This is a genomic window from Sphaerisporangium dianthi (assembly GCF_042654065.1).
GTDB lineage: Bacteria > Actinomycetota > Actinomycetes > Streptosporangiales > Streptosporangiaceae > Sphaerisporangium > Sphaerisporangium dianthi.
The window spans coordinates 267343-292693 of sequence record NZ_JBHSFP010000008.1; the positions used below are offsets into that span (position 1 = coordinate 267343).

The 25351-nt window shown below is 68.3% G+C and carries 22 protein-coding genes; 13 read left to right on the forward strand and 9 right to left on the reverse strand.

Annotated features, from left to right (window positions below; all coding sequences use genetic code 11):
• Positions 1-1194: 1194 nt before the first annotated feature.
• Both ACFO60_RS15230 and ACFO60_RS15235 read left to right on the forward strand, forming a co-directional pair.
• Positions 1195-2484, forward strand: a complete 1290-nt coding sequence (locus tag ACFO60_RS15230) for a poly(ethylene terephthalate) hydrolase family protein (RefSeq protein WP_380840856.1) — start codon at positions 1195-1197, stop codon at positions 2482-2484.
• Between the two features lie 135 nt (positions 2485-2619).
• On the forward strand, positions 2620-2781 hold the full coding sequence (locus ACFO60_RS15235; protein ID WP_380840857.1) for a hypothetical protein: 162 nt from the start codon (positions 2620-2622) through the stop codon (positions 2779-2781).
• Positions 2782-2786: 5 nt separating this feature from the next.
• Here the strand turns inward: ACFO60_RS15235 and ACFO60_RS15240 are convergent, their stop codons facing one another.
• Positions 2787-2957: a hypothetical protein gene (locus tag ACFO60_RS15240; RefSeq protein ID WP_380840859.1), complete on the reverse strand. Its 171-nt coding sequence runs from the start codon at positions 2955-2957 to the stop codon at positions 2787-2789.
• Between the two features lie 191 nt (positions 2958-3148).
• Here ACFO60_RS15240 and ACFO60_RS15245 point away from each other — a divergent pair, with 191 nt between their 5' ends.
• The 6 genes from ACFO60_RS15245 (at position 3149) to ACFO60_RS15270 (ending at position 10256) form a co-directional block, all read left to right on the forward strand.
• Positions 3149-4804 (forward strand): ABC transporter substrate-binding protein, encoded by a 1656-nt coding sequence (locus ACFO60_RS15245; protein ID WP_380840860.1) that lies wholly within the window; start codon positions 3149-3151, stop codon positions 4802-4804.
• A 71-nt stretch (positions 4805-4875) separates the two neighbouring features.
• Positions 4876-5736 (forward strand): ABC transporter permease, encoded by an 861-nt coding sequence (locus ACFO60_RS15250; RefSeq protein ID WP_380840861.1) that lies wholly within the window; start codon positions 4876-4878, stop codon positions 5734-5736.
• The gene (locus ACFO60_RS15255) at positions 5733-6692 is read left to right on the forward strand and encodes a carbohydrate ABC transporter permease (protein ID WP_380840862.1); all 960 of its coding nucleotides are present in this window, start codon (positions 5733-5735) and stop codon (positions 6690-6692) included. Before ACFO60_RS15250 ends, ACFO60_RS15255 begins: the two co-directional genes overlap by 4 nt.
• Positions 6689-6901, forward strand: coding sequence for a hypothetical protein (locus ACFO60_RS15260; RefSeq protein WP_380840863.1), 213 nt, complete (start codon positions 6689-6691; stop codon positions 6899-6901). The genes ACFO60_RS15255 and ACFO60_RS15260 overlap by 4 nt, the downstream gene beginning before the upstream one ends.
• On the forward strand, positions 6898-8877 hold the full coding sequence (locus ACFO60_RS15265; RefSeq protein WP_380840864.1) for a beta-galactosidase: 1980 nt from the start codon (positions 6898-6900) through the stop codon (positions 8875-8877). Before ACFO60_RS15260 ends, ACFO60_RS15265 begins: the two co-directional genes overlap by 4 nt.
• Before the next feature lie 332 nt (positions 8878-9209).
• Positions 9210-10256: a LacI family DNA-binding transcriptional regulator gene (locus ACFO60_RS15270; protein WP_380840865.1), complete on the forward strand. Its 1047-nt coding sequence runs from the start codon at positions 9210-9212 to the stop codon at positions 10254-10256.
• A gap of 58 nt (positions 10257-10314) precedes the next feature.
• Here the strand turns inward: ACFO60_RS15270 and ACFO60_RS15275 are convergent, their stop codons facing one another.
• Positions 10315-11127: a helix-turn-helix transcriptional regulator gene (locus ACFO60_RS15275; protein WP_380840866.1), complete on the reverse strand. Its 813-nt coding sequence runs from the start codon at positions 11125-11127 to the stop codon at positions 10315-10317.
• A 101-nt stretch (positions 11128-11228) separates the two neighbouring features.
• Here ACFO60_RS15275 and ACFO60_RS15280 point away from each other — a divergent pair, with 101 nt between their 5' ends.
• Positions 11229-12044 (forward strand): phytanoyl-CoA dioxygenase family protein, encoded by an 816-nt coding sequence (locus ACFO60_RS15280; RefSeq protein ID WP_380840868.1) that lies wholly within the window; start codon positions 11229-11231, stop codon positions 12042-12044.
• On the forward strand, positions 12041-12346 hold the full coding sequence (locus ACFO60_RS15285) for a hypothetical protein (protein WP_380840869.1): 306 nt from the start codon (positions 12041-12043) through the stop codon (positions 12344-12346). The genes ACFO60_RS15280 and ACFO60_RS15285 overlap by 4 nt, the downstream gene beginning before the upstream one ends.
• A gap of 367 nt (positions 12347-12713) precedes the next feature.
• Here ACFO60_RS15285 and ACFO60_RS15290 read toward each other — a convergent pair whose 3' ends face one another.
• The 4 genes from ACFO60_RS15290 to ACFO60_RS15305 all read right to left on the reverse strand — a co-directional run bounded on the left by ACFO60_RS15290 (position 12714) and on the right by ACFO60_RS15305 (position 17798).
• Complete coding sequence (locus ACFO60_RS15290) at positions 12714-14351, reverse strand: GH39 family glycosyl hydrolase (RefSeq protein WP_380840870.1); 1638 nt, start codon at positions 14349-14351, stop codon at positions 12714-12716.
• A 141-nt stretch (positions 14352-14492) separates the two neighbouring features.
• Positions 14493-15434: a carbohydrate ABC transporter permease gene (locus ACFO60_RS15295; protein WP_380840871.1), complete on the reverse strand. Its 942-nt coding sequence runs from the start codon at positions 15432-15434 to the stop codon at positions 14493-14495.
• Positions 15418-16371, reverse strand: coding sequence for a carbohydrate ABC transporter permease (locus ACFO60_RS15300; RefSeq protein WP_380840872.1), 954 nt, complete (start codon positions 16369-16371; stop codon positions 15418-15420). The genes ACFO60_RS15295 and ACFO60_RS15300 overlap by 17 nt, the downstream gene beginning before the upstream one ends.
• A gap of 107 nt (positions 16372-16478) precedes the next feature.
• Positions 16479-17798, reverse strand: coding sequence for an ABC transporter substrate-binding protein (locus ACFO60_RS15305; protein ID WP_380840873.1), 1320 nt, complete (start codon positions 17796-17798; stop codon positions 16479-16481).
• A gap of 192 nt (positions 17799-17990) precedes the next feature.
• On the opposite strand from ACFO60_RS15305, the gene ACFO60_RS15310 reads away from it, so the two are divergent.
• From ACFO60_RS15310 to ACFO60_RS15320, 3 genes are all read left to right on the forward strand, one after another.
• On the forward strand, positions 17991-19034 hold the full coding sequence (locus ACFO60_RS15310) for a LacI family DNA-binding transcriptional regulator (protein WP_380840874.1): 1044 nt from the start codon (positions 17991-17993) through the stop codon (positions 19032-19034).
• A gap of 289 nt (positions 19035-19323) precedes the next feature.
• A complete protein-coding gene (locus tag ACFO60_RS15315; protein WP_380840875.1) occupies positions 19324-20853 on the forward strand; it encodes an alpha-N-arabinofuranosidase in 1530 nt (509 codons plus the stop codon).
• Positions 20850-21872 carry a LacI family DNA-binding transcriptional regulator gene (locus ACFO60_RS15320; RefSeq protein ID WP_380840876.1) on the forward strand — a complete coding sequence of 341 codons (1023 nt, stop codon included), beginning with the start codon at positions 20850-20852 and terminating at the stop codon, positions 21870-21872. Before ACFO60_RS15315 ends, ACFO60_RS15320 begins: the two co-directional genes overlap by 4 nt.
• A gap of 98 nt (positions 21873-21970) precedes the next feature.
• Here ACFO60_RS15320 and ACFO60_RS15325 read toward each other — a convergent pair whose 3' ends face one another.
• From ACFO60_RS15325 to ACFO60_RS15335, 3 genes are all read right to left on the reverse strand, one after another.
• Positions 21971-22852 (reverse strand): carbohydrate ABC transporter permease, encoded by an 882-nt coding sequence (locus ACFO60_RS15325; protein WP_380840878.1) that lies wholly within the window; start codon positions 22850-22852, stop codon positions 21971-21973.
• Positions 22852-23793 carry a carbohydrate ABC transporter permease gene (locus ACFO60_RS15330; RefSeq protein WP_380840880.1) on the reverse strand — a complete coding sequence of 314 codons (942 nt, stop codon included), beginning with the start codon at positions 23791-23793 and terminating at the stop codon, positions 22852-22854. Before ACFO60_RS15330 ends, ACFO60_RS15325 begins: the two co-directional genes overlap by 1 nt.
• Before the next feature lie 76 nt (positions 23794-23869).
• The gene (locus tag ACFO60_RS15335) at positions 23870-25243 is read right to left on the reverse strand and encodes an ABC transporter substrate-binding protein (protein WP_380840881.1); all 1374 of its coding nucleotides are present in this window, start codon (positions 25241-25243) and stop codon (positions 23870-23872) included.
• Positions 25244-25351 lie beyond the last annotated feature (108 nt).

Consider the following 25351-nt stretch of genomic DNA (forward strand, 5'->3'; position numbering starts at 1 on the left):
AGCGCTAATGTTTATACGGCGGGTTACCTCGTGTGGCAGGGCACTCGGGTTCGTATCGCGGGGACGCCGAACGCGCATCATATATCCGGGCGGAAGTGAAGGTTACGTCGGCGTTACAACAGTGTGAGCGATCACAACTGCGCGGTCAATATCCGAAGTAGGCGCCCGGCCTCGGCGGCTTGGCGCGGATGGCCCTGGCTCGCCGATAGCGAGGGTGCGACCGAAACGATGCCCTGCACGGGTCTTGTGCGGGCCCTCTATGCACGTCAACGCTCTGCGAAAGGCATCAGGAACATGGCGGCGAACCGTACGCCCCGCGACCAGGCTGATTCGCAAGCGCTCTATCGTGGTGTCCGTGAAAAGCGTTAGCGCTAACACAATTGGTCGTCCTGGTGCGCCTCGACCAGCGTGGAAGCAAGTGTGCGGTCCTGAATCGCCGTGCGCTCCGCAGGACGATCTTGTGCGGGTGCGGCCAGATCGATCCTGGGGGACGCGGAAGGTTCCGGACGTCGGCCTCTGCCGTCGCCGCAGGTTCGCCGTCGAACGGCAGAGTTGAGGTTCCACTGCTGGTCAAGCTGCCTGTTGCGGTCCCGGATCACTATCCGGGCGCCGCTCGATGGGCCCTGTCGAAGGCGTCCAGGCGCCTGTCGCCGGACACCTGCGGCCACTTGCTCAGGGAAGCAGATGAAAGGCGTTCACCGGTGAAATTTTCAGCGCAGGGACCTCGTCGCCGAGGTGCGGCGATCCCGATATCCCAGATAAGCGTCTTCACCCCCTCGCACTGTCGCTGCCGGCATCCGGCATCCGTTGACAGAGGCTTTCTCCTCGTATTTGCTCTGTCGCACCGCCTCGGTCAGCGGAGGAGAGGGGGCTCGGCGGAGGGACGGCATGTGAGCGCTAACAGCGTATGGCGCGGCAGGTCGGCGTCCGTATTCCCCTGAACGGGACCTCTGCACTTTCTCCTGACGAACCACCTTGGCGATGGCCGGACACTCGACTCCCCCGAGATGCGCGGAACCAGGACCACGACGCAGCCAGGTAACCGGCGCCGGTCATTGACCGCGGATTCCTCGACGCCGAGCACGGCGCCGGAAGTGCATGAGTGGAGGAAAATAAGTGCGACGACGTGTGAGTGAGTCACCGGCACCTGACGCTGCCGGCGGGCCGCGACCGCAGCCCGGCTCTCGAGCGTGGTTGACCAAGCGCGTGGCCGCGGTGGTGGCCATCCTCGGGCTGCTCGCGGTGACCGTCGCGACTCGACCGGCATCGGCCGCCGACAATCCCTACCAGCGGGGCCCCGACCCGACCTTGACCAGCGTGGCGGCCACCAGGGGGACCTTCGCCACCGCGCAGATGAGCGTGCCGGGGAACGGCTTCGGCAGCGGGGTGATCTACTACCCGACGGATACCAGCCAGACCTTCGGCGGGGTCGCGATCGTGCCCGGCTACTCCGCGCTGTTCTCCGTCGAAGAGGCCTGGATGGGCCACTGGCTGGCGTCCTTCGGATTCGTCGTGATCGGAATCGAGACCGTCAGCCGTACCGACAGCGCGGATGCCCGGGCGACCCAGCTCCTCGCCGCGCTCGACTACCTCACGCAGCGGAGTTCGGTGCGCGACCGGGTCGACCCCAGCCGATTGTCGGTGATCGGCCACTCCGCGGGAGGCGCCGGCGTCCTCACCGCGCTGCTCCGGCGGCCCACGCTGAAAGCCGCGGTCGGACTCGCGCCCGGCTCCCCTGTGGGGAACTTCAACATGTCCAACGACCGGGTGCCGACGATGTTCATCTCGGGACAGCGGGATACGACGGTCACGCAGTCATATCTGAACGCGATCTACACCACTATCCCCGCCACGACACCGAGCGCCTGGGTGGAGATAACCGGCGTGGACCATCTGTTCGCGACACGGGCGAACACCACCGAGATGCGGGTGCTGATCCCCTGGTTGAAGATCTTCGTCGACAACGACACGCGGTACACCCAGTTCCTGTGCCCGCTGATGGATTCGGCCGGCATCTCCATGTACCGCAACAAGTGTCCGTACACGCCGTCGCCGTCGCCGTCGCCCAGCCCGTCACCTTCGCCCAGCCCGTCGCCCTCACCCTCACCCTCGCCCAGCCCGTCGCCGTCACCGTCGCCCTCGCCCAGCCCGTCACCCTCGCCGTCCACCAGCCCGTCGCCCCAGCCCCCAGGCGCCTGCGCCGCGACTTACCGCACGGTGAACTCGTGGTCCGGCGGCTACCAGGGTGAGGTCACCGTGAAGGCGGGAGACTCGGCGGTCAACGGGTGGACCGTCAGATGGACGCTGAGCGGCGGTCAGTCGATCTCCCAACTGTGGAACGGCACCCTGAGTGCCAGCGGGTCCGCGGTGACGGTGTCCAACACCTCGTACAACGCCTCGATCCCGGCCTCCGGCACGACCACGTTCGGCTTCCTCGGCAACGGCGCCCCGTCCACCCCGTCCCTGACGTGTACCAGCCCGTGACCACGACATGACGGCCGCCTCCGTCGAAGCGGGACGGCGGAGGCTTGCCGGAGTGGGCCGTGCGTGCCCTGATCGGCGTGGGGTGGCGTGTGGTCCGGTGATGCTCCTCGGCGTTCGTCGCCGCTGGGCCTGTGCGTGTCCGGCGAGCAGGGCGATGAGGCCGTGGGGTGTGTCGTCGCCGAAGCGCGGCTCGAAGTCGCGGGCTGCCTCGGCGGCGGCTTCGGCGCTGCGGGGGAACAGGGCGTGTTCGCATTCGGCGAGCGCGCCCTCGACGTCATGAGGGCGATCGCCGCCTGAGGGGATCATGGGCTGCCGGTGCCGGTGCCGGTGCCGGTGCGGCTGCCGGTGCGCGCGCCGTCGGTGGGCGCGGGGAGAAGACCGGTCACCTGCCGGCCGATGGTTTCCTGGAAAATTTCACGCGATGACCAGCCGGCGGTCGCGGCTTCGGCGGTGCGCGCAGACGTTGAGCGCACGTGTCCAACCTATAAAGGCTCGATGGGGGACTGGCGAAGCGCATCGACGCTGTCACGAGCCCGCCAGGGGATGTCAATGGTCGGCGAAGAGAAACTTTCGCTCTAACTTGCCCTTGTGTGGCCCTGAAACATGTCATTAGTCTCGCGGCAATATTGAAGCGCTTCGACGACTTCGAAGGGTAGATCCCCCCATGCGACCCGAGTTGAATCGCAGAGCCTTCATCGGTGCGGCGGCGATGGCTCCGCTGCTCGCCGCCTGCAGCAATGCCCCGCGGCAGAAGACCGGTACGAACACCGAGACGGGACTGCGGGCGGCGCTTCCGGCCCACGTGCCCAGCACCGCCGTCACGGCGGACATCCCGTCCGTGACGGGGGCCGCCGGAGCGGCGACCGACCCCGGCTTCCTGAAGTACCCGGCCAACCGGATCGCCACCGTCGCGGGGGTTCCCGGCAAGGGCGGCGCCTACACCGCCGTCACCCCGCTCTGGGGAACGGTGCCGCCGGCGGGGAACTCCTTCTACGAGGCCATCAACAAGGCTCTGGGCGTCACGCTCAGCATGAAGCCGGCTGATGGCAACAACTACGCCACCATCATCCCGACGATGACGGCCGCCAAGCGCCTACCCGACTGGATCAACCTGCCGAGCTGGTGGAACGCCAACTTCAACCTCGGGGGACTGGCCGGGACCCAGCTCGCCGACCTGACGCCCTACCTGGCCGGCGACAAGATCAAGAAGTATCCCAACCTCGCGGCCCTTCCCACCGGCGCCTGGCAGGCCGGCGCGTGGGGCGACAAGCTGTACGGCATCCCCGGCTTCTCCACCGGTTTCGCGGTACCCGGCGCCATCTTCTACCGGCGCGACATCTTCGAGGCGAAGGGCATCGCCGCCGACCAGGTCAAGTCCGCCGACGACCTGATGAACCTGGCCAAGGAGCTGACCGACGCCAAGCGCGGCGTGTGGGCCTTCGACGACGTGTGGACCTACCTCTCCATCGCCTGGAACCTCCCCTCGACCTGGGAGGTCCAGGGCGGCAAGCTGGTCCACAAGTACGAGCTGCCGCAGTTCTACGAGGCGCTCGACTGGCACCACCGGCTGGCGAAGGGCGGCTACCTCCACCCGGACGCGATCGCCGGCCGGGAGGACGCCACCCGCTTCTACGCGGGAAAGGTGCTGATGCACGGTGGCGGCCTCGGCACCTGGAACCTGTCCGACCACCAGTCGGGCACCGCCGCCGACAAGGACTACCGCCGCGGCACGTTCGACTACATCGCCGCCGACGGCACGAGCCGGCCCCGCATGTTCATGGGCCCCTCCACGAGCATGCTCAGCTACTTCAACATCAACCTGAAGCCGGCGCAGATCGAGGAGTTGCTGGCGGTCGCCGACTATCTGGCCGCTCCGTTCGGCTCGGCCGAGTACACGCTGGTCAACTACGGCGTCGAGGGCGTTCACCACACGATGAAGGACGGGGTGCCGACCGCGACCGAGGACGGCAAGAAGTTCGTCCAGGCGCAGACCTTCCCCTTCCTGGCCTCGCCGCCCTCCGTGCTCAGCAGCCCCGGCGTCGACTCCATCACCAGGGACTACGCCGCCTGGGAGGCCGCCAACGTCAACGCCCTGTACAAGCCGGTCTTCTGGAACATGAACATCAGCATGCCTCAGCAGGTGGCGTCGGCCAGCGCGGCGCAGGCCGTCGAGGACACCATCAAGGACTGCTACCACGGCAAGAAGAAGGTCTCCGACGTCCAGGCCGCCGTCGCCACCTGGAAGGCGAGCGGCGGCGGGGAGCGGCTCAGGCAGTGGACGACCGACAACGTGCTGAAGAAGTACGGCACGGGTCAGTGAGCACGCCCGGCACGCTGAAAGCGTCTCTGACATGGCGGGAGAAGCTGCGGCGCGACCGGTCAGTTCTGATCATGGTGGTGCCCGCGGTCGTCCTGCTGCTGGTCTTCAACTATGTCCCGATGGTCGGGGTCGTCACCGCCTTCCAGTACTACGACCCGCTGATCGGGATCTGGAGCAGCGACTGGGCGGGCTTCGAGCAGTTCCGCGCGATCTTCGCAGACCCGCTGTTCTGGGGCGCGCTGAACAACACGCTGTACCTCAGCTTCGTCTCTCTCGTCCTGTTCTTCCCCATCCCGATCGCGCTGGCGATGCTGCTCAACTCGGTTCTCAGCGAGCGGGTGCGCAACTTCATCCAGTCCGTCGTCTATCTGCCGCACTTCTTCTCGTGGGTGCTGGTCATCACGGTCTTCCAGCAGATGCTGGGCGGCGCGGGCGCGCTCAACCAGTTCCTGCGCTCCCATGACCTGCGGACCTGGGACGTGATGACCGACCCGGACACCTTCGCGCTGCTGGTCACCTTCCAGGGCGTGTGGAAGGAGGCCGGGTGGGGGATCATCGTCTTCCTGGCCGCGCTGTCCGCCATCGACCCCGGCCTCTACGAGGCGTCGGCCGTGGACGGCGCCGGGCCCTTCCGGCGGATGTGGCACATCACCCTGCCCGGCCTGCGTGGGGTGATCGTGCTGATGCTGGTGCTCAGGCTCGGCGGAGCGCTCTCGGTCGGCTTCGAGCAGTTCCTCATCCAGCGCGTGGCGGTCGGCCATGAGGCCGCGGAGGTGCTCGACACCTACTCCTTCTACTACGGCATCAGCACGGGCAACTACAGCTTCGGCGCGGCGGCCGGCCTCTTCAAGAGCGTGATCTCGCTCCTGCTCATCTGGGGTGCCAACAAGCTGGCGCACTTCTTCGGCGAGGACGGGTTGTACCGGAAATGACCAAGGTGTTCACCATCGGAAGCGGCACGACCGCCGTGGCGGCTCCCCGGGCACGGAGGATCTCGCGCCCGCCCTGGCAGGAACCGCCGACCCTCGCCGGTCGGTCCGCCAAGGGCATCACCCTCGGTGGTGTGCTGGCGATCGTGATGGGCCCCCTGTGGATCATCGTGGTGACCAGCCTGTCCACCCCCGGCGCCATCAACCGGGCCGGCGGCCTGGTGATCTGGCCGGACGGCCTGACCTTCCAGGCCTACCGGGAGATGCTGACCGACCCGACCGTGCGCACCGCGCTGGTGGTGAGCCTCGGCATCACCGTGATCGGCACGGCGTTGTCCATGGTCGTGTCCGTCCTGTGCGCCTACGGCCTGTCGCGGCCACGGTCGCTCGGGCACCGCTTCATCCTGGTGCTGCTGATCGTCACGATGTTCGTCGGCGGGGGCCTGATCCCCACCTTCCTGGTGGTGGTCGGGCTTGGCGGCTACGGCCAGTGGTGGGCGCTGATCCTGCCGGGCGCGGTCTCGGTCTTCAACATCCTGGTGCTCCGCTCCTTCTACGCCGAGACCTCCGGCGACCTGATCGACGCGGCCAGAATGGACGGGGCGGGAGACTGGCGGATCCTCCGGTCCGTCGTCCTGCCCACCTCGCGGGCGGTGACCGCCGTGATCGCGTTGTTCTACGCTGTCGGCTACTGGAACTCCTTCTTCAACGTCATGCTCTACATGCCGACGGAGAGCGAGAAGTGGCCGCTGCAGTATGTGCTGCTGACCTACGTCAACCGCGGCGTCGGCCTGCCCGGCACGGTCAACTCCGGCTTCGGCATGGCACACGCGCAGACCGCTCCGCTGTCGCTGCAGATGGCCGTGGTGGTGCTGACCCTGGTGCCGCTCCTGATCGTCTACCCCTTCATGCAGAAGCATTTCCGCACCGGTGTCCTGACGGGCGCCATCAAGGGATGAACCGTATGGTGACCATCGCCGAGGAGCACCTCCCCATGCCCGCGCATTTCCCTGACCTCGGCGACACCGTGGAATGGCACGCCAAGGGCGAGACCCCGCGCGTCGACACCTGGGGCCCGGACTCGGCCCGGGTCCGCAGCACCCCGGCCGGGCGGCCGCTCGACGGCCTGCCGGGCGCGCCGCTTCCGATCCTTGAGGAGCCGGCGTGACCGCGGAGAGGCTGACGGCCCGGCTCGGCGGCCTGGCCTTCGGCGGCGACTACAACCCCGAGCAGTGGAGTGAGCCCGTCTGGAAGGAGGACGACGATCTGATGCGCGTGGCCAGGGTCAACCTGGCCACGGTGGGGGTCTTCTCATGGGCGCTCCTGGAGCCGGAGGAGGGCCGCCACGATTTCGCCTGGCTCGACGCCCACATCGAGCGCCTGCACGCCAACGGCGTCGCCGTCGACCTGGCCACGCCCACCGCTTCCCCGCCACCGTGGTTCACCCTGGCTCACCCCGATGCCCTCCCGGTGGGACCGGACGGCACCCGCCTCACGCACGGCAGCCGCGACACCTACTGCGTGGCCGCCCCCGCCTACCGGGAGGCCGCCCGCCGCGTCGCCGCCGCGCTCGCGGAGCGTTACGGTGACCACCCGGCGGTCGTCCTGTGGCACGTGCACAACGAGTACACCACGTTGTGCTGGTGCGACCACGCCGCCGCCGGCTTCCGCAGGTGGCTCCACGCCCGGCACGGCTCACTCGAAGCCCTCAACGAGGCCTGGGGCACGGCGTTCTGGAGCCAGCGCTACACCTCCTGGGAGCAGGTGCTGCCGCCGCGGGCCACCCAGTGGCACCGCAATCCCGGCCAGTGCCTGGATTACCGCCGCTTCTGGTCCGACGAGGTCGTGGCGGCCTATCGGGAGCAGCGCGATGCCATCCGCGCGCACAGCGACCGGCCCGTGACGACCAATCTCATGCTCCCCGCCTATCAGAACCTGGACCAGTGGGCCCTCGGTCGTGAGGTCGATCTGGTCGCCGTCGACCACTATCCGAGCGCGCCCGGCATGGGAGCCGCCGCCGACACCGCTTTCGGCGCCGACAGGGCCCGGTCCCTGGCGGGAGGCCGGCCGTGGCTGCTGATGGAACAGGGCACCAGCACCGTGTACGACACCGACCGGGTCCTGCCCAAGGAGCCGGGGGAGATGCTGCGGCACACCCTCGGCCACATCGCCCGGGGCTCGGAGGGCGCCCTGTTCTTCCAGTGGCGCCAGTCCCGCGCGGGAGCCGAGCAGTGGCACTCGGCGATGGTCCCGCACGCGGGAGCCGACAGCCGGATATTCCGCGAGGTGCGGGCACTCGGCGAGACCGTCGCCCGCCTGGGCGAGCTCGCGGGCTCGACCGTCACCGCTCAGGTGGCCGTCCTCCACGACGCCGACGCCTGGTGGGCGATGGACGGCGACGGCCTGCCCTCACCGGAGCTCGACTATCACGGGGCGCTGCGCCGCGCGCACCGGACGCTGTGGGAGAGCGGCGTCACCGCCGACCTCGCCCACCCCGAACACGATCTCGGCCGCTACCGGCTCGTCATCGCCCCGGCCCTGTTCCTGCTCTCCGACGCGGGCGCCGCGAACCTGCGCCGCTACGTCGAGGGCGGCGGGACGCTGCTCGTCCAGCACTTCAGCGGTTCCGTCGACGAGCGCCTGCACGCCCGCCTCGGCGGCTACCCCGCGCGGCCGCTACGCGAGGCGCTGGGCGTCCGCGTCGAGGAGTACCGGCCGCTGCGGCGGGACGAGCGGATAACCCTGTCCGACGGCGCCCGCGCGAGCGTGTGGAGCGAGGCGCTGCGCGCCGAAGGCGCCGAGCCGATCGCGGCCTACACCCACGGCATGCTCATCGGCGCGCCCGCTCTCACCCGGCACCGCTTCGGCGGCGGGCGGGGCTGGTATCTGTCCACCCGCCTCGACGACACCGGCTACGCCGCGCTGATCACCCGGCTCCTCGACGAGGCCGGCGTCGCCCCGGAGGCGCCCGGCCTGCCGCGCGGTGTCGAAGCCGTCACCCGCCACGCCGGCGGCGCCCGCCGCTGGCAGTTCCTGATCAACCACACGGCCGAGGCCGTACCCCTGCCCATGCCCGGTCACGACCTGCTGACGGACGGCCCGGTGGACGAGCTGCCACCGGGCGGCTGCGCCGTGCTGAAGTAGCGGGGGACATGCTTCTCAGAGATCCGTGCGAAAGTTTTTCGCGAAACCGAACTGTCGAACGTCCGTTGCGGAAGCCGATCCGTACCGGCGACGGACAGCCGCGCCGTCCTGCCGGACACGCCGCTTTCGCAGTCCGCGTCGGTGCTCACGGAGAATCTCGGTCCGCGCCGCAGGACGGGCGCAGGGCCGGGAAGTGGGCCGGAAACTTTCTCCGGGGTTGCTCTATAGTTTTTTTTGGGGTACCGGCTCTGGCCTGCCGCCCTTCGTCTGTCAGGGGAACGTTGTCGACGGCACGGTTCTCCCGGGCCCACCGTGGATGAGGAAGGGTGAACGTGGCGGACAACCGATCCGGTGAGCCGGCGGACGACGAGCAGGGCGAGCGAGGGGACGGCCCCCCTTCGGTCACCATCGCGTACATCGCCGAGTCCGCGGGTGTCTCGATCCCCACGGTGTCGAAGGTCCTCAACGGACGCTCGGGAGTCTCGGGGCAGACCCGTGCCCGTGTCGAGGAATTGATCAACCGGTACGGCTACCGCAGACCGTCGGGCAGCCGGAGCAACATCCTGGAACTCGTGTTCCGCGAACTCGAGCACATGTGGGCCGTGGAGATCATCCGCGGCGTCGAGCAGGTGGCCCGCAAGAATCGCGTCGGGGTCATGATCTCGGCGCTCGGCCTCCATGACACGCCCGCGATGTCCCTCGAGGACACGGTCGGCCGCCGCCCTCGTTGCGTCCTGTCGGTGGCGCAGCTGTCGCCGTCCGAACGCGAGAAGCTGACGACGAAAGGCATCCCGTTCGTCGTCTTCGACCCGATCGACGAACTGCCGGACGATGTGCCTTTCGTGGGCGCCACCAACTGGCGAGGCGGCCATTCGGCGACCCGCCATCTGCTCGAACTCGGGCATCGCCGCATCGCGATGATCAGCGGCCCTGATCACTCGTTCTGCCGCGCCAGAACGGCCGGCCACCTTTCCGCGCTGGCCGTGGCCGGCGTCCCCGCCGATCCCGAGCTCCTGGTCCGCACCCTTCTCACCCGCGAGCACGGGTGCGACGCGGCGCGCGTGCTCCTGTCCAGGCCTGACCGGCCGACCGCGATCTTCGCCGCGAACGACATGCAGGCGCTCGGCGTCTACCAGGCGGCACGCGAGCTGGGACTGTCCATCCCCGGGGACCTGAGCGTGGTGGGCTTCGACGACCTCCCGGTCGTGGGATGGGTGGACCCTCCGCTGACCACGGTCCACCAGCCGCTCAGCGAGATGGCGGCCGCGGCCACGGAACTGGCCCTGACTCTCGGCCGCGGGGAGCCGGTTCACCAGGTCGGCCTGGAGATCGCGACCACCCTCACGATCCGCGGGAGCACGGCGCCGCCGAAGGGCTGAGCCGTCGCGCGAGGGCAGGCGTGGCCGAGGCCGGGCCGCCTTCGCGCGCACCGCCGCGTCAGACGTGCTCGACGTTCGTCCCCCCACCTCCGATGACGGGCTGAGCGGCGCGGATGCTGCGCGGAGCGGCCCCGAGCTCGCGGCGGCACGCCTTGTTGAACGCCTGCAGGTCGGGAATGCCGACGGATGCCGCGACCGCGGGAATCGACAGAGTGGTGGCGCGGAGGAAGTGGCGTGCCCGTTCCATCCGCCGGGCGCGGAGGTAGCCGACCACGGTCTCCCCCGTGGTGGCGCGGAACAGCCGGGTCAGGTGGTTGTGCGAGACGCCCGCCGCCTTCGCGATCTCCGCCACCGTCAGCGGCTCCGCCAGCCGGGTCTCGATCAGGGACAGCGCGGTCGCGACGGCGGGGTGAACGGTCTGGGTGCTTCGCGTCTTCGGCGGGGCGAGGTGGGCGACCCGCCACAGGGCGGCCCACACCTCGGCCGCCGCTCGTGCGGGGGTGTGCGGCCAGGCGGCCAGCGCCTGACGCAGCTGCGCCGTGAGAGCGGGGAGCTCGGGCCCCGCGTCCTGGATCACCGGGATGCGGGCCGGTGCGCCGGCCGGCTCCAGGCGGAGATGCACATAGAGGTGCTCGGAGCGGCCGCGGTAGAGATAGCGCACCTGCGTGCCGGGCGGAACGAGGCTGACCCGGCCGGGACGGATCAGGTGCGCGGCGCCGTTCACCGTCAGGTCCGCCTCATAGCTGTAGAGATGGAACTGCCACAGGCCCGGCAGCGAGAACATGTCCACGTGGCCTGCCGGGCCGTGTACGCCGATGCCCACGGCGGCGAGAGCGGGAGGCTCGTCCAGGTGTGCGAGGACGGTGTGCACGGGCATGTTCTACCACGAGCCGCACAAATGGTGAGAATAGACCACTTGACGGTGAACGGGACCCACCTGGTGGGCCGTGGTCCGCGCCTAGAGTGGCGGCCATGGAGAACAGGCAAGCCCTGCTCAGCTCGGTCGAGATGGCGCGCTTCGTGGCGCGCGGATCGCTGCGCCTGGACGCGGTGGTGCCGGCGGAGATGAACGCCGAGGGCCTGGCGGTGCTGGCGGACGGGGTGCCGCAGGTGCCCTTCGGCACCCCCGTGTCCACGGCCTACGCGCAAGGTTCGTTCGTCCGCCGATTGCTGGAGCTTCCGCAGGTGGCGGGGGCGCTGCGCAGCCTGGTGGGTCCCGGGCCGACGGTGGACCACCACTTCGTGCACGTCCGTGAACCCGGCGGCGGGGACGCGCAGCCGCTGCACGGCGACGCCATCATCGACGTCCGGCCGGACGCCTTCGACGTGCAGCTCATGTACTACCCGCAGGCGGTGACGCTGGAGATGGGCGGAACCCTCAGCGTGCCCGGCAGTCATCTGCGCCGGATCAACGAATCCGACACCGGCCGCTACCAGAACCTGCGCGGCCAGGACCGGCTGGTCTGCCCCGCCGGCACGGTGGTGTTTCTGCACCACGGCCTGTGGCACGGAGGCCGCCGCAACACCAGCGACGTCGTCCGCTACATGTTCAAGATCCGCTTCAACCCGACGGTGCGTCAGCGGCGCCTGTGGGACACCTCGGATCTGGACGATCCGCGGGTGGTCGCGGAACTGGACGCGACGTTCCCCTGGTACGAGCCGGCGACGGGCCGGCTGGAGCGGTACAACCGCGTCCTGCTCTGGCGGGCGCTGACCGGCGACGACCGTTTCGACATCGACTACTGGGTGACCAGGGTCTCCAACCGTCCGGAAGAGGTCGCGGTATGACGGACACGCCGACGCGCGCCCCGGTGCTCCGGCAGCGGGTGCTGGTGCTGTACTTGGCCAACTCCGCCCTGGACTCCCATGTCGTCGGCTGGGCGGAGTACGACGGCACCGGCCGTACCTCTCCCACCACCGGCGACAGTGACGAGCCGCCGTACGAGTCGGGGCTCGCGGCCCTGCTGGACGGCTGGCGGCTGATCCAGGCCGCCCAGCTGATCCCGCCCTACCCGGGCCACGAGTATGACGTCTCCTTCCTCAAGCACGAGTTCTTCTTCGAACGGATCGTCGATCAGCTGACCGGCTGAGGGACCTCTGACGGCCACAGCGTGCCGTTCCGCACCTGGCCGGGCATTCCTCACGCTCCCATTCGTGTCGTGCCGGTCGCAGTTCATGGGGCTCGTGGGTCGATTTCGACCTCGACGCGAATGTGATGGGCTTGCTGCCGGATCCCTTGCCTGAGGCCCCGGATCGCCGGCCCGGAGCCCTGGACCGCTCTGCGGGAAGCCCGATGACCTCGCAGGCCGGCCGTGCTCGCCCTTGGGTTCTCCCCGGAGCGTGGTCACCTCGCGAGGAGGATCGTGCGCGCCGCCGGGACGTTCGTCCCGGGCCGAGGCCGCACGATCCTCCCCGCCCCCGATGGCCGCTGACGTCGCGCGACGGGCCGCTGACCGATCACGGCAGCTGCCGCAGTGACATCACCGCCCACGGCTGGAGTTCGACGTCGAGGGTCAGCACGCCGGTGCCGGGCACGGTCAGCGTGAACCTGAGAAGCGAGTCGGCCACTTTGCCCAGGTACTCGGTCTCGGCCCGCGACGGGTTGAGGGGCGACCCCAGCTGATACCAGGCCTCGGCGACGTTCCCGTGCTCCCAGTCGACGATCTCGACGAGGAACCTGGTGCCCGGCTCGAGATCGCCGATCGAGTGGCGGATCCTGCGGACCGGCCCCATCTGGGCCCGCGCGCGGGTCGCCGGATACGAGTTCTCCGAGCCGACGCCCTTCATGTCCATGTCGTCGGGATAGTTGAAGAACACCGCCGACACGGCCGATGTCCGGCTGTCACGGGTCACGACCCCGTCGGACGTCGCGAGGAGCAGGCGGTCGCCGAGCCGTTCGAGCATCGTGAACGCGTGGAACGTGGGCTTGTGAATGCCACTCTCGTTCACCAGGCCGAACCCGCCGTGGAACGGTCCGATCCCGGCGCCGCCCTCTTCGAACACGTCGGTGAAGGTCCAGTAGGCGATGGAGTCGGCCAGGGTGGCGCACTGCAGATACGACCGCGTGATGGAGGTCGCCGCGAACACCGTGTCGTGGATGAAGTCGCGGGACGACGGCGAGGTCGACCACTCGGTGATGTGGATCTCCGCATCGGGATACGGGCTGTTCCGGACGAGCCCGCGAAGCAGGGTCAGGTCGTCGAACGTCGCATCGGCGTACCGAGTGATCGGCACTGCCACACCGTCCGCGCCGAACGCGAAGTCGGTGGGGTACAGATGGGTCGAGATGAAGTCGACCGGGACGTCGCGCTCCGCGCACCAGGCGATGAAGTCCTCGATCCACACCGGGCGCCAGTCGAGCGCGTCCACGTCGGCCGCGGCGGCCGTCTCGCGCATCGCGGCGCGGTCCTCGACTTCGCCCTTGTAGCGGTCGTCGGGCACGAAGACGCTCGTCGCGGGCCCGCCCACCTTCAGCGCGGGGTCGATCTTCTTGATCGCCGTCACGGTCTGCCGGTAGAGCTCGAAGTACTCCGTTTTCGTCCCGGTCCAGAAGTGCGGAACCAGGTTCGGCTCGTTCCACACCTCGAACCGCCACTCCCGCACCTCGGCGAGGCCGTACCGGTCGATCCAGTGCTCGACCGACGTGGTGACCAGCTCGACCCAGCGCGCCATGTCCTTCGGGGGACTGCAGTGAGCGCCCCACCAGAACACCGTCTCGGGTACCGTCGCCAGCTCGCGCGGCATGAAGCCCAGCTCGACGAACGGCCGGACGCCGCGGTCCACGATGAAGTCGAAGACCTTGTCCACATAACTGAACGTGTACATGGGCGAGGCGAGGGGCGTGTTCTCGCCGAAACCGCCGCCGTAGCTTTCCCGGTACACGAACATGTCGTCGTGAAAGACGCCGTGAAAGCGGATGTACTGGACTCCGAACGCGGCGACGGCCTCGGCGAACTGCTGTCGCCAGTCTGCGCGCAGTGCTTCGTTGGCCCGGCCGGCGCCGAGGCACCTGGCCCAGACGTGCGGGAACTCGCTCTCGTCGCACGGCCTGCCGTCGATCCGGTACGAGGGTTCGATGACACCGTCGCTCGTCATGGTCTCACTTCTTCTGCGGAATCGTTCACGGGGAAAGGTGAATCGGCGCCGCCGCAAGCCGGCCTCGAACGCGAGACCGGCACGGGCGGGACGCTGTGCGGTGGTCGTGGAATGCGGATGTCAGGCCGCCGGCATGTCCTCTCAGCCCTTGATGGCCCCCAGCGACAAGCCTGACTGCCAGTACCGCTGCAGGCTGAGAAACGCGGCGATCAGCGGAATGATCGTCAGCAGCGAGGATGTGATCACGAGATTCTGGATGAGGGCGCCGTTCCCGGCCGTCGAGCCCAGCTTGTTCCACTGATTGATCCCGACGGTCAGCGGGTACCAGTCGGGATCCTTGAGCATGATCAACGGCAGGAAGTAGTTGTTCCAGATCGATACGAACGAGAAGAGCAGGACCGTCACGCTCGCCGGCGCGAGCATCGGAAGGGCGATCTGCAGGAAGGTCCTGAACTCCCCGGCCCCGTCGATCTTCGCGGCCTCCAGCAGGCCGCTCGGCACGGCCTCGGCCGTGAACACCCACATCAGGTACAACCCGAACGGGTTGATGAAGGACGGAATCAGGATCGCCCAGGGGGTATTGGTCATCCCCACCTGCGCGAACAGCAGGAACTGCGGAATCGCCAGGGCGATGCCGGGGACCGAGATCGACCCCAGCACGACGAAGAGGAACACCCGCTTGCCCGTGAAGTCGAGCTTCGCCAGGGCGTACCCGCCGAGGGCGGCCAGGAAGGTGGACACGGTCGCACCCACGACGACATAGAGAAGGGTGTTGAGAAGCCACCGCGAGAAGATGCCGTCCTGGAAGGTGAACACCCCGACGATGTTGTCCCACAGGGCGAACTCGTGGCCGGGTGCGAGCCCGAACGACGAGACGAAGTCGGCCTGCGACTTGGTCGCGTTGATGACCAGCCACACGAGCGGCAGCAGGCAGTACAGGGTGAACAGGCCGGTCATCACGGTCAGGACCGTGTTCTTCCTGGGATTGTCGATCGTGTGGAGCCGGCGGCCACGACCGGGATGACGGATCGGCGTGCCCGAGACCTTCCCGGCCTCGGTCGGCCGGCTACTGATCGAACGCATTCCTCAACCCTCTGATCTGGACGGCGTAGGCGACGGCGATCGTGATCGCCGCCATGACGAGCGCGAGTGCTGCCGCGTAACCCTGCTGCGACCCGGTGAACGCGAGGTTGTACGCGTACAGGTTGGGCGTGTAGTAGGTGGTGACGCCGCTGTTGGCCACCATCGAGGGCAGGATCTGCGGTTCGTTGAACATCTGGAACGTGCCGATGATCGAGAAGATGATCGTGACGACCAGGGATCCGCGAAGCGCCGGCAGCTTGATCGCGAGGAAGACCTGGAACTCGTTCGCCCCGTCGATCGCGGCCGCCTCGTACAACTCGCGCGGGACGGCCTTGAGGACGGCGTAGAAGATGAGCATGTTGAAGCCGGTGAACGCCCACGTCACCATCAGCCCGATGGAGGTGAGGGTGGTGCCGGGGGTGAAGGGGTCGATGTCGGTGCCCAGAACGTCGTTGAGGCTGCCGAACAGGCCGTACTTGACGCCCAGCAGGAAGCCCCACATGAGCGTCGACACGATCGCCGGCACCGCGTAGGGGAGGAAGATCGTCACTCGCATGAACTTGGCGCCGTGCACGCGCTTGGAATCCAGCGCCAGGGCCAGCGCCATGGCGAAGATCAGCATGATCGGCACCTGGACGACCGTGAACCGCAGGATGCGTCCCACCCCGTCCCAGAACTGGGGGTCTTGGACCAGCTTGGCGTAGTTGGCGAATCCGACGAATGTGTTGCCCCCTACCAGCTTCTGCCGGAAGAGGCTGAGGTAGGCGGCGTACAGGATGGGCACGATGAACACGAGCGTGAACAGCGCCCCGAAGGGCGCGACGAACGCCAGTCCGATCTGCGATCTCCGGCGCTTGCGAGCCGGCGCCGAATGCCGGGCCGCGTCGGGCGACGCCATGGCCGAAGCGGTGACGTCGAAGCGACGTGCCTGGTCCATGTCGGTGTTCCTTCCGATCCATTGCGTTTCCCGGCTCGCTGCTTCACCGGCCGGTGTGTGGCGAGGGCCGTCGCCGCACGCGCGCCCCCCGTCCCGATGAGGGACCGCTAGTCCACCTCGAAGCCCTGCTCGTTGCCGTACTGGACGCAGCGCTGCTTCCACTGCTGGAGGATCTCGGCGAGCGAGCCCTTGCCTGTGGTGTAGAGCGGCGATGCGATGTCGCCGTAGATCGAGCGCGCCCACTCGAAGAACGGCGGGTACTGCCAGCCGCTCCCGACGGTCTCCGAGGCCTCGGCCAGCACGGCGCCGACCTTCTGGTCGCCGAAGTACTTGTTGGCCTTGCCCTGGAACGCGTCGCTCTCCAGCACCGAGGTGTTCGGCACGAAGGCGCCCGCGTCGACGCGGGCCGAGAGGCCGCCGCCGTGCGTGAAGTACTCGAGGAACTTGAAGGCCGCGTCCTTGTGCTCGGCCGCGGCCGGGATGCCGAAGGAGCTTCCGCCGTTCTCCGCTCCGACCTTGTCCCCCTGCTTCCACTGCGGCATCGGGGCGACTCTGAAGTCACCGGCGCTCTTCGGCGCGCGCTCGGGAAGCGTCGAGGTCAGCCAGCCGCCCATGGTCTGGGTGGCGAGGGTGCCCTCGTTGAGCGCCCGGTTCCAGTCGTCGGACCACCCCGTGATCTTCGTGTTGAGCAGGCCCTCGTCGAGCATCTTCTGCCAGAAGGCCACGGCCTTGGTCGTGCCCGCGTCCGTGAAGTCGATGTGCACCTTGGTGCCGTTCACCGTGAACGGGTGACCGCCGGCCTGCCAGATCAGCGAGAGCAGGAAGAAGAGGTCTCCGGTGTCCTGGGCGATGTAGTGGTCGCCGCCGAGCGCGCGGATCTTCTTGGCATCCTCGTAGTACTCGTCCCACGTGGCCGGCGGCTTGTCCACGCCGGCCTTCTTGAGAGTGGCCGTGTTGTAGAACATCGCCGAGGGCCCATAGTCGGACGGCAGCGCGTAGACCTTGCCGTTGACCGTCACATCGTTCCACGCGGCCTGGACGTAGTCCTTCTTGAAGTTCTCGACGCCGAAGCCCGCGAGGTCGGCGAGCTTGCCGGGAATGGCGAAATAGGGCACCGCGAAGTACTCGAACATCGCGAGGTCAGGCACACCGGATCCGGCCTGGATGGCGTTGTCGAGCGCCTCGTACTCATCCGTGGACGAGCCCGCGTTGACGACCTTGACCTTGATGTTCGGGTTCGCCGCCTGGAAGCCGGGAACAGCCTGCGCGACCGTGCCGTCCCAGCTCCAGACCGTGAGGTTCACCTGTTCGTCACCGGCCGCGCCACCGCCGCTTCCGCCGCCGTTCCCGCCGCCCGAGCAGGCGGCCAGCGCGACCATCGGCACGAGTATCGCGGAGAGCAGCCTGGCCTTCTGGGAGAGCCGCATGAGCCTCTCCTCTCGTCCTGGAGATGGTTACGAAAATATTTCGCAACTTGTTCGTTGCTGCTAGGACAGTAGGTGGACGTCTGTCGGGTGTCAACGGGTGAATGTGAGAAAACGCCAGGCAGCGAAACCCAAGCGAATCGGAAAGGGTGCGTGGTAGGTTCGAAATAATTTCGTAGCCCTGAAGGAGCCCGGATGCCACGGCGAGGTCGTTCCGAGCGCGCCACCTTGGCGGACGTCGCCCGACTGGCCGGCGTCTCGCCGACGACCGCCTCGAAGGTCCTCAACGGGCGCACCGATGTGGGGGCGAAAACGCGCGAGCTCGTCCTCAGCGTCATGGCCGAGATCGGCTACACGCCGACGGCGGCGCGACACGAGCGGCCAAGGGTCCAGGCCCTCATCACCATGCTCGACATCGTGGAGTCCCGTTATGCCGGGACGGTGCTGAAAGGCATTCTCGTGGCCGCGAGCTCCGCTGAGGCCGAGCTCCTGCTTCGCCTGCCGGCCCGGGAGCCGATCAGCACGAGCCCCACGGCGGCCCGTACCTGGCTGGCGGAGCAGAAGGCGTCCGGCGTCGCCGGCATCATCGCGCTCGCCGTCGCCGTGCCCGGCTCGGTGCTCACGGCCGCGGAGGATCTCGAGGTGCCCGTCGTCACGATCGACCCGATCGACACGACCGAATCACGTGTCGTCAGCATCGGCTCCACCAACTGGGCGGGCGGTCGCTCGGCGACCGAGCACGTCATCAGGCTCGGCCACCGCAGGATCGCCTGGATCGGCGGCCCGCTCGGCTCCGCCCCCTCGGTGGAACGCTTCCACGGGTACCAGGCCGCGCTCGACTCGGCCGGCATCACGCCGGACCGCGCACTGGTCCGCCACGAGGCGTTCTCCGTCGAGGCGGGACTGCGGCACGGCCACGACATCCTCGCGCTCGACGAGCGGCCGACCGCGATCGTCGCGGGCAACGACGAGATCGCCGTCGGGATCCTGGCCGCGGCCAAGGAGCTTCACATCACCGTCCCGGGCGAGCTGTCGGTCACCGGGTTCGACGACACGCCGCAGACCCAGTGGATCACTCCCCGCCTCACGTCCGTCCGGCAGCCGCTCGTCGGCATGGGCCGGATGGCCGTGGAGACCGTCCTCGCCATGGCGGACGGCGTCCAGCCCGCCTCCCGGCACCTCCAGCTGGCGACGACCCTCAGCGTCCGCGACTCGACGGGCCCCGTCCCGTCGTCCTGATCCCCGCTGGCCCGCACCCCGGTCTGAGCCGGTGAGGCGGCCGATCCGGCGGAACGGCGCAGGCGCGCGGACCTCGGCGCGTCCGAAAGGAGTCTTGACACGGCGGACCGGATCGATAAAGTGGCCTCACTTTACCGATCCATGGATCGGTAAAGTGAGGTGCGCCTCACCGTCTCGCTTCATCGGTCGCACCGAGGCGCGAGCCGCCATCGAGCCGCGAGGCCGGCGCCGACCGCCCCTCCGGCATCGACCACTTCACCCGACTCCACTGAACGCAAGGTGTTCATAGATGACCGACCAGGTTGTGACCGCCATCCTCAACCTCGACGTCCCGGGCCCGGTGATCAGCCGGCACCTGTACGGGCACTTCGCCGAGCACCTGGGGCGCTGCATCTACGGCGGCTTCTACGTGGGCGAGGACAGCGACATTCCCAACGCGGGCGGGATCCGCCTGGACGTGGTGGAAGCGCTGCGGGCGCTGAACATCCCGAACCTGCGCTGGCCGGGCGGCTGCTTCGCCGACGAGTACCACTGGATGGACGGCATCGGCCCCAAGGACGCGCGTCCGGCGATGGTCAACACCCACTGGGGCAACGTCGAGGAGAACAACCACTTCGGGACGCACGAGTTCATGGCCCTGTGCGAGCTGCTCGGCGCGGAGCCCTACATCAGCGGCAACGTCGGCTCCGGCACGGTCAGGGAGATGAGCGACTGGGTGGAGTACCTCACCCGCGAAGGCGACTCGCCGATGGTGCGCCTCCGCAAGGCCAACGGCCGTGAGGAGCCCTGGCGGGTGCGTTTCTGGGGGCTCGGCAACGAGGCGTGGGGCTGCGGCGGTCACATGTCGGCGGAGCAGTACGCGGCCGAGGCCCGCCGGTTCGGCACCTACTCCCGCGACCACGGCGACAACAAGCTCTACCGCATCGCCGCGGGCGCGAACGCGGGCGACTACTCCTGGACCGAGACGCTGATGAAGCAGCTGGGCGGCCTGGGCTGCGCGTACCGGCCCGCCGCGTTCATGCAGGCGCTGTCGCTGCACTACTACACGATCCCGGGCACCTGGCAGGACAAGGGCGACGCGACGGTGTTCGACACCGGCGACTACTACCGCACCATGGCCGCGGCGGCGCGCGTCGACGAGCTCATCACCGGCCACTCCACCATCATGGACTGCTACGACCCCGGCAAGAACGCAGGCCTGGTGCTGGACGAGTGGGGGACCTGGTGGAACGTCGAGCCGGGCACCAACCCCGGCTTCCTCTACCAGCAGAACACCCTCCGCGACGCGCTGGTCGCGAGCGTGCACTTCGACATCTTCCACCGGCACGCCGACCGCCTCATCATGGCCAACATCGCGCAGACCGTGAACGTGCTCCAGGCCATGATCCTCACCGACCCCGACTCCGGCGCGCTCGTCCTGACGCCCACCTACCACGTGTTCGAGATGAACAAGAAGCACCAGGACGCCGCCTCGCTGCGGATCGACCTCCCGGGCGGAGTCCCCGTCCGGGAGGTCGATTCGGGGCGGCTCGAGACCGTCTCGATGTCGGCCAGCCGCAAGGACGGCCGGGTGCTCATCTCGCTGTCCAACCTGGACACGGCCGAGGCCGCCGACGTCGAACTGGACCTGCGCGGCGGCGCCCTGACCGAGGTGAGCTCCCGCATCCTGACCGCCGGCGTACCGCAGGACCACAACACCCCCGAGGCGCCGGGCACCATCGCTCCGCGCGTCCACGAGCAGGTCACCGCCACGGCCTCCGGGCTGCGCGTGCACCTGCCCGTCCACTCCTTCGTCACCGTGGAGGGACGGCTGGGGTGAGCCAGAACGCGGGGCACGGCATGGTGACCATGAACGACGTCGCCCGGCTGGCCGGGGTGTCGAAGATGACCGTCTCCAATGTGGTCAACAACCGGGACGGGGTCGGCGACGTTGTCCGGCAGCGCGTGCTGGAGGCCATCCGCCGGTCGGGCTACCGCGTCAACGTCTCCGCCCGCACCCTGAAGTCCGGGCGGACCGGCGTCATCGGCCTGGCCGTGCCCGAGATCGGGCTTCCCTATTTCGGCCACCTGGCCGCCCACGTGATCGAGGCGGCCGGGCGGCAGGGGTTCCACGTCTCGATCGAGCAGACCGGCGCGGCGGCGGCCGGAGAGGCCGACGCCATCGCCCACTCCCGCACCCTGCACTTCGACGGCCTGATCCTCAGCGCGGTCGCGCTCGACCGGCCGGACGAACAGCTGGGCGACGCCGGCTACCCCCTCGTCATGCTCGGCGAGCAGGACTTCGGCGGCCGCTTCGACCACGTCGCCATGCCCAACGAGGAAGGCACGAAAGCCGCGACCGCCCACCTGGCCGACCAGGGATGCCGCCGCATCGCGATCGTCACCGGCAGGGTCCTCGACGACGTGAACATGGTGACGCGCCGCTACCGCGGCTATCTCGCCGCGCTCGCCGAACGCGGCCTGGACGCCGATCCGCCTCTGCTCTTCCCTCTGAACGACGCGAGCATGGAAGCCGGCCGCGACGCGGCCTGCCGCATGGTCGACTCAGGGCTGGAGATCGACGGGGTGGTCGCGGTGACCGACACCGTCGCCCTCGGCGTCCTGCGCGGCCTGGCCGACCGCGGTCTGCGGGTTCCCGGCGACGTCCGCCTCATCGGCTTCGACGACGTGCCCGAATCCAGGTTCATCGTGCCCTCGCTGTCCACCGTGGCGCCGGACCACCGATGGATGGCCGAACGGGCCGTCGAGCTGGTGGCCGAGCGCATCCGCGCGCCCCTTCGCCCGACCGGCCGGTACGTCGCTCCCTTCGAGCTCATGATCCGCGAATCGACGCGCTGAACGGTCCGGGTGAGGCGTTCCCGATCCGGTCCGCCGATCGCCGCCGGCAGGCGGCGATCGGCGGGTGAGCGGGGGCCGGATGGGGGAGCGGGCAGGGGCTACCTCAGGCCTCCGACGGACAGGCCGCCGCGCCAGTGCCGCTGGAGGGTGAAGAAGGCGATGATCAGGGGGATCACCGACACGAGGGCGCCCATGATGATGAGGCTCCAGAGGGAGGTGCTGCCCGAGTTGTTCGCCGAGGCGATGCCCTGCCAGACGCCCAGTCCCACCGTGACCGGGAACAGGCGGTTGTCGGAGAGCATGGCCAGGGGGAGGAAGTAGTTGTTCCAGGATGCGACGGCGGACAGCAGCAGTACCGTGACCACGGCGGGGCGCATCAGGGGGAAGGCGACTCGGAGGAACGTGCGCATCTCGCCCGCGCCGTCGACGCGTGCCGCGTCCAGGATCTCGTCGGGGACGGCGTCGCGGGCGTACACGTGCATCAGGTAGACGCCGAACGGGTTGAGGAGTGACGGGAGGATCACCGCCCAGATCGTGTTCGTCATGCCGAGGCCGGAGAACATGATGAAGGTGGGGATCACCAGGGCCGTCGCGGGCACCATCAGGGCGCCGAGCATGACCGAGAAGCTGAAGCGCCTGCCGGCGAATCGGTACTTGGCGAACCCGTAGCCGGCCAGGACGGACAGGACCGTGGCGCCGATGCCGCCCGCCAGGGCGTACAGCGTGGAGTTGAGGATCCACCTGCCGTAGATGCCGCCGTCGTAGGTGAACAGCCGGGTGAGGTTCCCGACGTAGTCGATATGGCCGGCGAACCACAGGGTGTTGCCGCCGCCGAACAGGCCGGGCGCGTCTTTGGAGCTGTTGACGATGACCCACCAGAACGGCACGAGGAAATACACGACCAGGAAGCCGAGGAGAATCTGCAGCGGGAGGTGGCGTTGCGGCCTGTGGCGTCCGGCGGTGCGGGAGGGAGCGGCCATCAGAAGAAACTCCTGCGCTTGCGGGTGAAGAAGAGGAAGGCGTAGACGCAGACGAATACGATCCCGCCGAGAGCGAAGGAGATCGCCGATCCGTAATTGAAGTTCGCGAGTTTGAACGCCTGCTGGTACGCGTACATGTTGGGGGTGAAATCCGGTCCGATCGTGCCGGCCGCGAGATATCGCAGAATCTGCGGTTCGTTGAAGAACTGCAGCGTGCCGATGAGCGAGAAGACCAGGATCAGGAGCAGCGCGGGGGCGATCAGCGGGATTTTGATCCGCAGTGCGATCTGCCGTTTGCCGGCGCCGTCCATGCGGGCGGCCTCGTAGAGCGTCGGATCGATGCCCTGCAGCGCCGCGTACAGAATGATCATGTAGTACCCGACCCACTGCCAGGTCACCACGTTGATCAGACCGTAGAAGATCAGGCTCTTGCTGAAGACGTCGGGTGCGTCGAGGCCGAACAACCCGAAGATGTCGGTGAGCGGCCCGAAGCTCCTGCTGTACAGGAACCCCCACATGACCGCCCCGATGACCGTCGGAATGGCGTAGGGGAGGAAGATCATGAGGCGGGAGAAGCGGGTGAACAGCGACGTCACGGCATCCAGGATCAGGGCCATCGCGAGCGCGACGATGATCTGCAGCGGGATGGCGACCAGCGAGAAGCGGATGACGAACCACACCCCGGAGAGGAAACTCGGGTCGGTGAACGCCTTCGCGTAGTTGTCGAGGAAGACGAAGCTGGTGCCGCCGATCAGCTTCTTCTGGAAGAGACTGAGGTACAGCGCGTACGCGATCGGCGCGATGAGAAAAGCCAGGAAGACGATCGCGAAGGGCCCGACGAAGAGCCACCCCATGAGGTGCTCACGCAGGCGCACCTTGCCGTAGACCTTGTGCGTCTTCTCTTGAGTGCGCGGCGCACTCTCCTCGATCAGGAGGGTCATCTTGGGCTCCGGGATGTGATGCTAGAGGATCGCGGGTGGGCCGGCCGGCCGAGGACGGCGTGGCCCACCCTTGTCGTCACTGAACGGTGAATCCTTGTTCCTTGGCGTACGCGGCCACGTCCTCCTGGAGCTTGTCGGCGGCCTGGGAGCCGGTGACGGAGCCGTCGATGATCGCGCTGACCTGCTTGGTCATGGCGTCGAAGTAGTACTGGCCGAAGGGGCTGTAGGTGACGCCCTTGTAGCCGTCCGCCGCGGGGACGTAGACCTCCTTGTTCGCCTGCTGGCCGTCGAAGAACGCCACCTTCGCGTCCACGAACTCGGGGGCCTTGAGCGCCGAGAGGTTGAGCGGGAAGATGATCTGGTTGGTCCAGCCGTCGGTGAGCGACTCCTTGTCGGCGTAGAAGCCGTACGCCACCTTGGCCGCGAGTTCGGGGTTCTTCGCCTGGCTCGTCACGGAGAAGGCGGACCCGCCCCAGTTCACGTGCACCGGGTTGGCGGGATCCCACTGCGGGAGCGGCGCCACCGCGAACTTGCCGGTGTCCTTGCCCTTGCCGACGCCGGCGCCGGTCAGGTAGCCGGGAGCCCAGGCCGCCGAGATGTACGTCGCGTACTTGCCGTTGATCACACCGGAGATGTACTCGGGCGTGAACTGGTCCTGCGTGCCGACCAGGCCCTTCTTCGCGAGGCCGCCCCAGTAGTCGAGCACGTCCTTGGAGGGCTGGTCGTTCAGCTTGACGCCGATCGCCTTCGGCTGCGCCGGGTCATAGGTGAACGGAGCGGCGCCCTTCTGGATCTGCAGCGCCATCGTCAGGGCCGGCACGTTCGAACCGAGATCGCCGAACTTCGGGCCGCCCGCGTCCTTCACCTTCTGCGCGGCCTGCTCGTACTCGGCCCACGTCTTCGGCGGTGTGATCTTGTACTTGTCGAAGATGTCCTTCCGGTAGATCATCGCCAGCGGCCCGCCGTCGACCGGCACGCCGTAGACGGCGTCGCCGACCGAGACGTCCTTCCACGCGCCCTCGCTGTAGTTGGCCTTGACCTTGTCGTAGCCGAACTTCTTGATGTCGACGAGCGCGTTCTGGATCTGGAAGGTCGGGATGCGGTCCATCTCGACCATGATCACATCGGGTGCGCCGGTGCCCGCCGAGATGGCCGTCTGGAACTTCTGGTACTCGTCACCGCCCTGACCGACGTTGGTCCAGCAGATCTGCACCTCGCCGTTCTGCTTGTTGAAGTTGTCGACGACGAGCTGCATGTTGGGGTACCAGCCCCACATCGTCACGACCGGCAGTTCCTTCTTGGTGATCGTGTTCGTGCAGCTGCTGGCGTTGTTACCGCCCGCGTCGCCCGCCGCACCGCCTCCGCCCCCGCCTTGGTCGGGGGAGCAGGCGGCAAGCGCGCCCGTGACGGCCAGCAGGGCCGACGCGGCTATCAGGTTTCTTCTCTTCATTGACTTTCCCCTTCGGGATCGCAGCGCACGAAGGTCCATGCGCCACCGTTGAGGCCGAGCGATCGACCGGGACGGGGCGCGGGGGCCGAAACCCCGCGCCCGGTCCTT

What these genes read in the sequence shown, in the direction of transcription:
- ACFO60_RS15245 (WP_380840860.1), top strand. Translation starts at nt 3,149, where the DNA reads ATGCGACCCGAGTTGAATCGCAGAGCCTTCATCGGTGCGGCGGCGATG.
- ACFO60_RS15250 (WP_380840861.1), top strand. Translation starts at nt 4,876, where the DNA reads ATGGTGGTGCCCGCGGTCGTCCTGCTGCTGGTCTTCAACTATGTCCCG.
- ACFO60_RS15255 (WP_380840862.1), top strand. Translation starts at nt 5,733, where the DNA reads ATGACCAAGGTGTTCACCATCGGAAGCGGCACGACCGCCGTGGCGGCT.
- ACFO60_RS15260 (WP_380840863.1), top strand. Translation starts at nt 6,689, where the DNA reads ATGAACCGTATGGTGACCATCGCCGAGGAGCACCTCCCCATGCCCGCG.
- ACFO60_RS15280 (WP_380840868.1), top strand. Translation starts at nt 11,229, where the DNA reads ATGGAGAACAGGCAAGCCCTGCTCAGCTCGGTCGAGATGGCGCGCTTC.
- ACFO60_RS15285 (WP_380840869.1), top strand. Translation starts at nt 12,041, where the DNA reads ATGACGGACACGCCGACGCGCGCCCCGGTGCTCCGGCAGCGGGTGCTG.
- ACFO60_RS15290 (WP_380840870.1), bottom strand. Translation starts at nt 14,351, where the DNA reads ATGACGAGCGACGGTGTCATCGAACCCTCGTACCGGATCGACGGCAGG.
- ACFO60_RS15295 (WP_380840871.1), bottom strand. Translation starts at nt 15,434, where the DNA reads ATGCGTTCGATCAGTAGCCGGCCGACCGAGGCCGGGAAGGTCTCGGGC.
- ACFO60_RS15300 (WP_380840872.1), bottom strand. Translation starts at nt 16,371, where the DNA reads ATGGACCAGGCACGTCGCTTCGACGTCACCGCTTCGGCCATGGCGTCG.
- ACFO60_RS15305 (WP_380840873.1), bottom strand. Translation starts at nt 17,798, where the DNA reads ATGCGGCTCTCCCAGAAGGCCAGGCTGCTCTCCGCGATACTCGTGCCG.
- ACFO60_RS15310 (WP_380840874.1), top strand. Translation starts at nt 17,991, where the DNA reads ATGCCACGGCGAGGTCGTTCCGAGCGCGCCACCTTGGCGGACGTCGCC.
- ACFO60_RS15315 (WP_380840875.1), top strand. Translation starts at nt 19,324, where the DNA reads ATGACCGACCAGGTTGTGACCGCCATCCTCAACCTCGACGTCCCGGGC.
- ACFO60_RS15325 (WP_380840878.1), bottom strand. Translation starts at nt 22,852, where the DNA reads ATGGCCGCTCCCTCCCGCACCGCCGGACGCCACAGGCCGCAACGCCAC.
- ACFO60_RS15330 (WP_380840880.1), bottom strand. Translation starts at nt 23,793, where the DNA reads ATGACCCTCCTGATCGAGGAGAGTGCGCCGCGCACTCAAGAGAAGACG.
- ACFO60_RS15335 (WP_380840881.1), bottom strand. Translation starts at nt 25,243, where the DNA reads ATGAAGAGAAGAAACCTGATAGCCGCGTCGGCCCTGCTGGCCGTCACG.